7 protein-coding genes are annotated in these 8412 nt (G+C 68.1%); 3 read left to right on the top strand and 4 right to left on the bottom strand.

The window, feature by feature from the left end:
- The first annotated feature begins 1 nt into the window (after position 1).
- The 3 genes from AAFP35_RS02255 to AAFP35_RS02245 are packed head-to-tail and all read left to right on the top strand — an operon-like array spanning position 2 to position 2816.
- Positions 2–991 (top strand): ATP-binding cassette domain-containing protein, encoded by a 990-nt coding sequence (locus tag AAFP35_RS02255; protein ID WP_419219890.1) that lies wholly within the window; start codon positions 2–4, stop codon positions 989–991.
- Positions 988–1962 (top strand): ABC transporter permease, encoded by a 975-nt coding sequence (locus AAFP35_RS02250; RefSeq protein WP_419219889.1) that lies wholly within the window; start codon positions 988–990, stop codon positions 1960–1962. Before AAFP35_RS02255 ends, AAFP35_RS02250 begins: the two co-directional genes overlap by 4 nt.
- Positions 1959–2816 carry an ABC transporter permease gene (locus tag AAFP35_RS02245; RefSeq protein WP_419219888.1) on the top strand — a complete coding sequence of 286 codons (858 nt, stop codon included), beginning with the start codon at positions 1959–1961 and terminating at the stop codon, positions 2814–2816. The genes AAFP35_RS02250 and AAFP35_RS02245 overlap by 4 nt, the downstream gene beginning before the upstream one ends.
- 13 nt (positions 2817–2829) lie before the next feature.
- Here AAFP35_RS02245 and AAFP35_RS02240 read toward each other — a convergent pair whose 3' ends face one another.
- The 4 genes from AAFP35_RS02240 to AAFP35_RS02225 are packed head-to-tail and all read right to left on the bottom strand — an operon-like array spanning position 2830 to position 8329.
- Complete coding sequence (locus AAFP35_RS02240) at positions 2830–3768, bottom strand: glycosyltransferase (RefSeq protein ID WP_419219887.1); 939 nt, start codon at positions 3766–3768, stop codon at positions 2830–2832.
- The gene (locus AAFP35_RS02235) at positions 3769–4707 is read right to left on the bottom strand and encodes a glycosyltransferase (protein ID WP_419219886.1); all 939 of its coding nucleotides are present in this window, start codon (positions 4705–4707) and stop codon (positions 3769–3771) included.
- The gene (locus AAFP35_RS02230; RefSeq protein ID WP_419219885.1) at positions 4704–7337 is read right to left on the bottom strand and encodes an AMP-binding protein; all 2634 of its coding nucleotides are present in this window, start codon (positions 7335–7337) and stop codon (positions 4704–4706) included. The genes AAFP35_RS02235 and AAFP35_RS02230 overlap by 4 nt, the downstream gene beginning before the upstream one ends.
- Positions 7334–8329: an alpha/beta hydrolase gene (locus AAFP35_RS02225; RefSeq protein ID WP_419219966.1), complete on the bottom strand. Its 996-nt coding sequence runs from the start codon at positions 8327–8329 to the stop codon at positions 7334–7336. Before AAFP35_RS02225 ends, AAFP35_RS02230 begins: the two co-directional genes overlap by 4 nt.
- Positions 8330–8412: the final 83 nt, after the last annotated feature.

Genomic DNA, 8412 nt, shown 5'->3' with positions numbered 1-8412 from the left:
CATGAGCGCTCGATCCATCGTTCCGGCCGATCACGGAACCGCCGTTCGCGTCGACGACGTCACCAAGTCCTTCGGCGAGGTCGCTGCCCTGCGAGGTGTCTCCTTCGAGGTCCCCCGCGGCTCGGTCCTCGGCATCCTCGGGCCCAACGGCGCGGGAAAGACCACGCTGGTGGACATCCTCTGCACCCTGCTGCCACCGGACTCCGGTACCGCCACGGTCGCCGGCCACGACGTCGTGAGCGATGCGGCTTCGGTACGCGCGACCATCTCGATGACCGGCCAGTACGCCGCCCTCGACGAGACACTCGGTGGGCGGGAGAACCTGATCTTCTTCGGGCGTATGCAGGGGCTGCGGCGTCCGGCGGCTCGGGAACGTGCCGAGCACCTCCTGGATCTTTTCGACCTCACCCACGCCGGCAAGCGGCCCGTGTACGCCTATTCCGGTGGGATGCGCAGACGCCTCGACATCGCCTGCGGCCTGGTGGTGCAACCGTCGGTGGTGTTCCTCGACGAACCCACCACCGGACTGGATCCACGAAGCCGCCAGGCGGTCTGGGGTCTGGTCGAATCCCTCAAGGCCGACGGCATCACGACACTGCTCACCACGCAGTATCTGGAAGAAGCGGATCGACTCAGCGACAACATCATCGTGCTCGACAAGGGCCGGGTGGTGGCGGAGGGAACCGCGGACGAACTCAAACAGAAGGTCGGCGGAAGGTACTGCGAGGCGGTGCCCGCCGAGACCGCACAGGCCGCGCACCTGTGCACGGTGCTGCGCGACGGCCTCGGACCACAACGCCGCGTCTCGGTCGGTGAGCACGCCACGGTCACGCTCACCGCACCCGACGGTGTCGACACCATGGCACAGGTGATCGATCTGGCACGCAGCGCCGGCATCGGTCTCGCCGACGTCGGCCTGCGCACCCCCTCACTCGACGACGTGTTCCTCACTCTGACCGGAGACACCCCGATGCCGGACAAGGCGTCATGACGGTGTCGACCGGGTCCGGGTCGAATGCCTTGCCGTCGGCCGGGCAGTCATCGATCACCACGTCTTCGATCACCACGTCGTCGACGGACCGGTCATCGAACGACGCGACGACGACCGGCGCCTCAGCTCCCGGGGCCGCGCCGGATACCGCCGGGCCGCAGACGGTCGCCTGGCCCGACCGCGACGACCCCACCGTCTCCGCCGGTGGGGCGGCGTTCGGCCGACAGTGGCTGACCATGACCGAGCGAGCGGTGCGGTCGGCATACGGTGAGGGCGAGTTCGTCATCGCCGTGGTGATGCCAGTGGTGTTCGCACTCGGTTTCTATCTGCCGTTGCGGCTCATCATGGCCGATCGTGGCATCGACTACGCACAGTTCCTGATGCCCATCATCGTGTTGCAGTCGGTGGCGTTCACCGCGGTCGCCGCGGCGCAGCGCGCGACGCTGGACAAGATGCGCGGCATGAACCGACGACTCGCCTCGATGCCGGTTCGCCCCCTCGTCCCGCTGTTCGCACGCATGAGCACGTCGATGATCCGATCCATGATCTCCATCGCCGCCGCACTGATCATCGGTGTGCTGCTGGGTTTCTCGTTCGCGGGCGGCCCTCTGGACACACTCGGGTTCGTGGCTTTCGCGCTGGCCGTGGGTCTGGTGTTGGCCATCGGCGCCGACTCCCTGGGATTGATCACCCGTGGCCCCGAGGCGACCTCACAGTTGCTCGTGCTACCCCAACTCGTCCTCGGCCTGCTGTCCACCGGATTCGTGCCGGAGTCCGGATTTCCCGACTGGGCACAACCGTTCGCACGCAACCAACCGATCTCGCATTTCGCCGGAACCATGCGGGAACTGGCCGCAGGCGAACCGACCTGGCACACCGCCGCTCCCGCCCTCATCTGGCTTGCCGCGCTGGCCGTGTCGTTCGTCGCCTTCGCCCATCACACCCAGACCCATCGGCGGTTGTACCCGTGACCGCCCCAGGACACACCGAAGCGAACGATGACACGGCGCGACTGCGGTTCCCGCGCCGCGACGAGCGGGCCGCCGAGTCCACCACCCGGGCGCTGCTCCGCTGCTCCGCACTGCAAGCCGAACGCATCCTGGTCAAATGGGCGAAGGATCCGGCCACCCTTTTGCAGTCGCTGCTGTTCCCGGCGCTCATGGTGTTGCTGTTCTGGCTGGTCCTCGACCGTTCGGTCAGCGCACACTCGGGGTCGTCGAGCGTCTTCGGCATGGTGCCGATGGTGGCTCTGGTGGGCGCGATGTCGGGCTCGTCCATCAGCGGGCTCGGGCTGCGCCGCGAACGTATGTCCGGTCTGCTCAGCAAGATGTGGACGCTGCCGGTACACCGTGCCTCGGCCATGGTGGGGAGGTTGGCCGCCGAAGCGGTGCGCATAGTCGTCACGGTGAGCGCCGTTCTGCTGGTCGGTGCGGTGATCGGCTTCCGAATCCACACCGGTGTCGGTGGCGCGCTTGCGATCCTCGCCGTCACGGTGATCTTCGGGTTGTCGTTCTCGATGATGGTGACGGCACTGGCGTTGCGCAGCCGCGACTCACACATCGTGGAATGGGTGGCCATCGGCACCAATCTCGCGATGTTCTTCAACACGGGATTCGTTCCCGCCGACGCCTATCCGGCGTGGCTGCAGCCGATCGTCCGCTACCAGCCGCTCAGCTGTGCGGTGGACACCATCCGCGGGTTCGCGAACGACGTGCCGTGGGGCCAGCCGTTGGCACTGACACTCGCGTGGTCGGTGCTGTTGCTCGTCGCGTTCACCGGTCCGACCCTGGCCGGGTACCGCACGGCTGCCACGATTCGCAGCTGAGCCGGCACGGTCCTCAGATGTAGAAACAGCGGTGCAGCACGCTACCCCGGATGCGGCCGACGAAATTGCCCGCCTGGAACAGCCAACGGCCGGTGGGCACCCGGGTCAGGGCGGTCGGCAGCAGCGGGTTACGCAGGACGAGATAGGCGATCAGGTCGACCGTCGCATACCAGGGCCGCCGCGGCATGCCGTAGTGACGGTAGTCGGAGTAGAGGCGGGCATCGCCCTCTCCACACATCACCGACTGATCCCAGATCCCCCGCTCGGTGTCACGCAACCGGTAGGCGACAAGACTTTTCGACGCGTGCGCGTGAACTCCACCGGCCAGTTGTACGCGGAACGAGAAGTCGGCGTCCTCGGCGCCACGATCGTAGGTGACGTCGAAACCGCCGACCTTCTCGAACATGTCCCGCCAGATACCGATGCTGCAGCCGGTGGCGACCCGCAGGAACCCGGGGAACTCGTAGGGCATCTCGGGTGGCAGCATGTGCCGCCAGCTCTGCGTCTGCGCGGTGTTGAGGCTGTGTGTCTCCACCGCGCCGCTGACCAGTGAGCACCACGGAGCGGCGACGACCATCTCCGCCAGCCACTCCGGATGCACCCGGTCGTCGCCGTCGCAGAACGCGATGAACTCCCCGTCTGCGGCGGCCACACCGACGTTGCGGGCGTACGACCCGCCCTTGCGCGCCGACGCGTCGACCCATCTCATCTGCAGTCGGTCGGCCAGGCGGTGCCCCTCGAGGTGGGCGCGCAGGCCGTCCGTCGATCCGTTGTCGGCGATGATCACCTCGAACGGACGCGAATATGTCTGTGCGGCCAGGGCATCGAGCTGTTGGTCGATGGTGCTCACCACGTTGCGCACCGGCATGACCACCGACACCGACGTGGGGGCAGCGCGGGCGACGTCGGCTCGGCGCTCACCGACCGGCACCGTGTTCTTGCGACGCAACATCTATGACCATCCTTCCGCGCGTCGGCGCGTTCGATCCGGGATCGGACCCATCCGACCGCGACATGCCGCAGCGATCCCCGCACAGGTCAGGTACACCCGAGCACGGCGCTCGGTTCCGATCAGCATCGCTCGGCCCCGGCTGACCACGTCCTTGACGATCGACACCGCGCACCAGAGTGGTTCGCTGCGCGCATGGCGACGGTAGAGCACGAACCGATTGCGCGCGATGTAGTAGTGCCGGAAGGGCGCGTCCTCCGAGAACTCGATCGTCGCGCCCCGTGTCAGTCGACGTAGCGGCCACGGTGGCGTCCACCGTGCGGGCCGGCCGAGCCGATGCCGAATCCCGGTGCCGGGCACGATGAGTGCGTGCGCGCCCTGCGCTCGCGCGCGGAGGTAGAACTCCGTCTCGACGCAGTCGATGAACAGATCTTCGTCGAAGAGTCCCACCGCGTCGAACACGTCACGGGTGATCACCAGCCCCGACTGGATAGGCTCGAACGCGAGGGTCAATCCTCGTGCGGCGAACCAGAACGGCGCCACGTCGTCGTTGATCATGCTGGGTGAGAACATCACCCGCGTCAGCCCCACCGACGTAGCCAGTGCGAGATGGTCCACCACACGCGCGACGTAGTCGTCGTCGAGCAACGTGTCCTGATCGAGGGTGAGAACCGCGTCTGCCCCACGCGCGAGCGCTTCGGACACCCCCCGGTTGAGCGCGGCCGCGATCCCGTCGTTCGACGGCGATTCGAGGAGCGACGCGCCCAGGGCGACACAACCGTCCAACACGGCACGGACTCCCCCGTCGGGCGACGTGACCAGCGACGGCGACCCGTCGTCGACAACGATGACCGATTCGACCTGGCCGACAACGCGTTTCACGACATCGACGAGTTCGGGTGCCGGTTCGAAGGACGCGACGACGGCGACGACCGCAGTCACCGCGGGACTTCCTGACCGCAGTCGCGCAGCGCGCTGTCGACGACCGCCGCGGTCCCCGACACGTGCGGTGCCCGCATCATCGAGTGATGGTCGCCGACCACCCGGACGATGTCGAGTTCTCCGGTGGCCAGCCCGGACCAGAGGCACTCGTCGTCGGGGTTGGTGTCGGCCATGATGAGCGTGACCCGACCCGGGTACGGCGTGGGTCGATGCCGGCTGAGCAACTGCCTGCCCAGATCCCAGAACACGGTCCACTGCAGGGTCGTGGGCAACCGGAGCAGGCCCGCGGTGGCCACCAGGAACTGCATCGCACACCGGTTCCACAGGAGCTTCATCCGCTGACGGATCGGCGACAGATGATGTGCCGCTGCGTCATCCACCGCGCTCCGGTCGGGCAGCACGTGGGTGAGACCGACACCGGCACCCGCAGCCACACCGGCCGACGCCGCTGCCCCGCCGGGCTCATCGACGGCGCCGCGCCCACGAGGAGCGAGCCCACGCGCGTCATACAGGCTCTCGACCCGCGCCCGCAGTTCCGGCTCGAAGAGTGCGTCGATGAGCACGACGACCTCACAGCGCGCTCCGCGTGCCCGAAGCATGGACGCCGCTTCCAACATGACGAACGCACCGAACGAATAGCCGGCCAAGCGGTAGGGGCCGGCCGGTTGCACCGCGACGATGTCGCGCACCGCGCGTCGGGCCGCCGCCCGGACCGACCGATCGGCACGACCTCGACTCTCCAGGCCGTGCGCCTGGAGTCCGTACACCGGGAACTCGCCGTCGAGGTGACGCACGAGCGGGAGCAGGCCGGCCGCGGGACTGCCCGCCCCTGCCGCCAAGAACACCGGTTCACCCGTGCCCGAACGTAATTCGGTGATCGGCCGGACCGCCGCGGTCTGCGCGCGCTCCTGGTGTGCCCGATCCATGCGCTCCCCGAGCGCCGCGATGGTCGGCGCCGCGGCGAAATCCGCCGTTGCGATGTCCACCAACCACCGGTCGCGGATCTCGGTGAGCAGTCGCGCTGCGGCCAGGGAATCGCCACCGAGTGAGATGAAGTCCTCGTTGCGGCCGACGGTGTCGAGACCGAGGAGTCCACACCAGATGTGGAGCAGAGCCGCTTCGGTCGGACCACGGACGGGTTCGGGCGTGCGCTCCGGTGGTGGCGGCAGCGCAGCACGGTCCACCTTGCCCCGTTCGTTACGCGGCAGCTGCGCCATGACGATGACATCCTGCGGAATCATCCACGGCGCCAAGGTCTTCCCCAGCGCTATCCGGATCTCGGCCGGTGCGGGATGCCACCGGTCCGGATCCACCGCGACGTGTGCGGTCAGTCGGCCGGATTCCCTGTCGGCGGTGACGACCGCATCGACGGTCCATCGCAACGCCCGGATCGCAGCCTCCACCTCGACCGGCTCCACAAGGTAGCCGCGGACCTTGATCGCATCGTCGCGACGGCCGAGCAGATGCAACTGTCCCGATTCGTCGAAACGCCCGAGATCGCCTGTGTACAGCCGCGTCCGGCCGTCCTCGAGCGGCCGGAACCTGCCGGCGGTGAGCTCGGGATCGTCGTGATAGCCCAGGGCGAGGTTGGCCGATTCCACCACGATCTCGCCTGCGGTTCCGGCAGGCAGGTCGACACCGTCCTCGTCGAGGATGCGCACGTGTTTGTCGGATGCGGGCGTACCCACCGGGATCGCCCCCGGCGGCACAGCCCTAGTGCGTGGGAACCGGTTGAACGCCAGGTTCCCCATCTCCGACGAACCTGACCAACTGCAGAACACACCGTCGGGCAGCACGGTCGACCGCGTTCGTTCGACGTCGTCGTGGTGAACCGGCTCGCCGCAGGTCGTGAGCAACCGCAGGTCACCGAGTGCCGCGGCGGCGTCGAGTTCCGGGAGCCACGAGCGCAGCAGCGACGGCGTGCAGTGCATCGTGGTGGCACCGGAGTCGGCCAGCCAGTCCCGCAGTCCGGTGGTGGTGCGGCGGCGGACATCCCAGAGCAGCAGGGTGACGCCGTTGAGCAACCCCATGATCAGACAGTCGAAGCCCGCACCGAAACTCAGCGGCAGCAGCACTGCCTCACGGTCGCCGGGACCGAATCCCAGGACCTCACGTCCGTCCACCGCCTGGTTCACCCAGCCCTGTTGGGCGTGCACGACGCCCTTCGGCGCACCCGTGGAGCCCGACGTGAAGATGATCACCGCCGGGTCCCCTGGCTGCGGCTCGGCGACCGGGGCATCGCTCGCAGGCAGTGCTGCGATGTCGGAGGGGGCGAAACGACGTGCCCCGGAGATCCGCAGGATGTGCTCACGTCGGTCGTCGGGCAGCAGCGGATCGAGAAAGATGACCGGGTGCCCGGAACACAACACCGCGAGCACCGACAGCACCGACTCCACATCCGACTCGACATCCACGGCGACCGGCCGGCCAGGCTCTACGACCGCGGCCGCGATCGCACGCGCACGGTCGTCGGCGTGCGACAGCGCCGACGAGAAGGTGATCGAGCCGTCTGGTGATCGCACCGCGGTGGCGTCACCACGCGCCACGGCCATCGCACGCCAATGCGCCACGGCGGTCCGGGGCATACCGGTGCGGTTGGCCTCGACGTCGTGATCGACCTCTGCGGTCATGACCGCAGACCGGCGTCGATCGTCGGCCACGACCGGTGCAGTTCGTCGCGCCAGTACTGCCACGAGTGTGTGCCGGTCGACGGCAGGTGCACCACCGCAGGAATCCTCAACGCGGCCAAGCGGTGCGCCATCGCCTCGGTACAGTGCCGGGTCGCGGCCTCGAGCGCACCGCCCACGAGGATCTGGTTCTCCACCGGCGGAGCGCCGGGCGCCTGGTTCTCGCGGGTGTCGTACTGCCCGGCCACACCACTGCCACTGGACAGGTAGAGCGAGGTGCCGCGGAGTTTCTCCGCGTGCAGGTAGGGATCGTTACGTGCCCACCGCGGCGAACCGGCCGGTCCCCACATGTTGTCGGCGTTGGCGCCGGCCGCGACGTAGACGATGCCGCGGACGGCTGCCTCGCCCTCCGGCGTGCTGGTCTGCGCGCACCCGCTGTAGGAGGCGACCGCCCGATACCGTTCGGGAGCGGCGATGGCCAGGTTGAGCACCGAGGTCGCCGACATCGACAACCCGGCGATCGCGCTGCGGCCGTTGGCTCCCAGCGCGTTGTCGAGGACCGCGGGCAGTTCCTCGGTGAGGAACGTCTGCCACATGGGCCGGCCGACGACCGGATCGTCGGCGACCCAGTCGGTGTAGTAGCTGCCGATCCCCTTGTCCGGGATCACGACATTGACGAACTTGTCGGCGAAGAAGTCCACGACATCGGTTTGCGCCAGCCAGTTGGCGCCGTCTTCGCCGCCACCGGCGCCGTTGAGGAGATAGAGGATCGGCGCGCCCGACGGTGCACCCTTCGGGCGGAGGATGTGCATCGGGATGTCGGTGTGCATCGTCGGGGCGTGCACGACGGCTTCCCACACGGTGTCGTTGCGTTGCACGAGTGACTCCACACCCGCGGTCCGACGGACCTCGTCGGTAGCGGCCGCCGGGGTCGCACCTGCCGGACTCGATCCCCTGAGGGTCGATCCCACAACGCACGACAAGACCACGATCATCACGATCACGAAGCGGGATACGCAGGTCCGACAGGACGCGAGGTCGAGCATAGTTAGGGAAGCCTACACTGAACGAAAGCGAC

It is taken from the genome of Gordonia sp. CPCC 206044 (assembly GCF_048537895.1).
GTDB lineage: Bacteria > Actinomycetota > Actinomycetes > Mycobacteriales > Mycobacteriaceae > Gordonia.
This window is presented reverse-complemented; position numbering and strand designations above follow the sequence as displayed.